Annotated in this window: 1 protein-coding gene; it reads right to left on the bottom strand. The window is 69.6% G+C overall.

Features of this window, described 5'->3' with window-relative positions; translation table 11 throughout:
* On the bottom strand, nucleotides 1–2,153 hold a 2,153-nt coding region (locus AB0937_RS38480), incomplete at both ends, for an amino acid adenylation domain-containing protein (protein ID WP_366718860.1).

A 2,153-nucleotide genomic window follows, 5' to 3' on the forward strand; every position in this document is an offset into this window, starting at 1 on the left:
GCCGGCGCACGTCCCGTACCGGCCGTCGCCGCCGCTGCGTAGTCGGGGGCGGGCAGTGCCTTGCGGTCCAGCTTCCCGTTACCGGTCAGCGGCAGGGCCTCGAGGACGACCACGGCTGCGGGAACCAAGTACTCGGGCAGACGGGTCGAAGTGAAATCCCTTATGACTGCGGGCAGATCTTCTTCTTCCGTCTCGTTGGCGACGATGTAGGCGACCAGGCGGACATCGCCGGGTGTGTCTTCGCGGGCGACGACCGCGGCGTGGGTGACGAGCGGGTGCGCGGCGACTACGGCCTGCACTTCGCCGGGTTCCACGCGGAAGCCTCGGATCTTCACCTGCTCGTCGGCACGTCCGGCGAACACCAGCCGCCCCTCGGCCGTCCACCGTGCGCGGTCACCCGTGCGGTACATCCGCTCACCGGGCGCGCCGAAGGGGCAGGCGATGAAGCGCTCGGAGGTGAGCCCGGGCCTGCCGACATACCCGCGGGCCACTTGTGCGCCTGCCACGTACAGCTCACCGACCACGCCGACCGGTACTGGCTTCAGGCCTGCGTCCAGGACGTAGGTCTGTGTGTTGGCGACCGGCGAGCCCACCGGGATCACCCCGGAAGCCGCATCCTGCGAGGTCAGTGGAGTGGTGGCCACGCCGACCGTGGTCTCCGTCGGCCCGTAATGGTTGAACACCGCCCGATCACCGGCCGTGGCCAGCAACTCCCCGACCAGCTCGGCGGAAGCCGCCTCACCACCCAGGACCAGCGACCGCACCGACGTGACTGCTGCCGCGCCCAGCGCCGCCACATGCGAGGGCACCGCCTTCAGGCAGTCGATCCCCTGCTCCGACAGGTAGGCCGCCACCGCAGCCGGATCCGTCACCGACTCCTCGTCGACGAAGTGCAGTTCACCGCCCCCGGTCAGGCTCGCGAAGACCGTCGTGTTCGCCAGGTCCGTCGCCTGCCCCTGCAACACCGCATACCGGCCCCCACCGCCGAACCCGACCCGCCCGGGCACCGAAGTGACGTAGTTGGCCAGGCCTGCGTGCGTGACCGCAACACCCTTCGCCCGTCCCGTCGAACCCGACGTGTAGACGACGTACGCCGCTTGCTCCGGCAGAATCTCCACCCCGGGCGCGGTTGTCGGGGTCGCTGCCAGTTGCATCGCGGTCAGGGTGTCGTCGATCGCGACCAGGCGATGACGTCCCGCCGGGAGATCGTCCAGGATCTCCTCGGTCGTCAGTGTCAGCACCGCGCCACTGTCACGCAGCACGAACGCCACCCGCTCCGCGGGCTGGCCGACATCGACCGGAAGGTAGGCGGCTCCCGCCTTCCACACCGCCAGCATCCCCGCCAGAGTCTCGACGCCCCGCGGCAGGCACAGGCCCACCACCGACTCCGCACCCACACCCTGCGCCCGCAGATAATGCGCCAGACGGTTCGCCCGCACCTCCAACTCCGCGAACGAAACCGACACATCGCCCTGCACGACCGCCACCGCACCCGGCGACCGCACCACCCGATCCTCGAACAGGCCCAACACCGACACCCGCGGCAGGCTCACCGCCGTGTCGTTCCACCCCACCACCACACGCCGGCGCTCAGCCTCGTCAACGACCTCCACCGAGGACAGCCGCAGCTCGGGCTCGGTCAACAACCGGTCCAGGACCCTGACCCAGCGGTCGGCAACGGTTCGAGCGGTGCTGGGGTCGAACAGGTCGGTCGCGACCGTCAACGCACCGTGCACGCCCATCGGGCCGCCGTCGGGGGCGTACGACTCACCGACCATCACGTCCAGGTCGAACTTTGCCGCCGGGCGGGCGGTCGGAAGGAGTTCGACGTCGACGCCGGGCAGTTCCAGGCTCGCTTCCGCGGTGTTGTGCATCGTGAGAACGACCTGGAAGAGGGGGTGCCGGGCCAGCGATCGGACCGGTGCCAGTTCCTCGACCAGCCGCTCGAACGGCACATCCTGATGCGCGAACCCCGCCAGACTCGTCTCGCGGACCCGCTCCAGCACCTCACCGAACGTCGGATCACCCGACAGGTCCGTCCGGATCACCAGCGTGTTGACGAAGCAACCCACCAGCTCATCCAGCGCCTCATCCGTACGCCCCGCGATCGCCGAACCGATCGGAATGTCCGTGCCCGCACCCAACCGCGACAA

The organism is Streptomyces sp. NPDC047880 (genome assembly GCF_040706515.1).
In the GTDB taxonomy this organism is placed as follows: domain Bacteria; phylum Actinomycetota; class Actinomycetes; order Streptomycetales; family Streptomycetaceae; genus Streptomyces.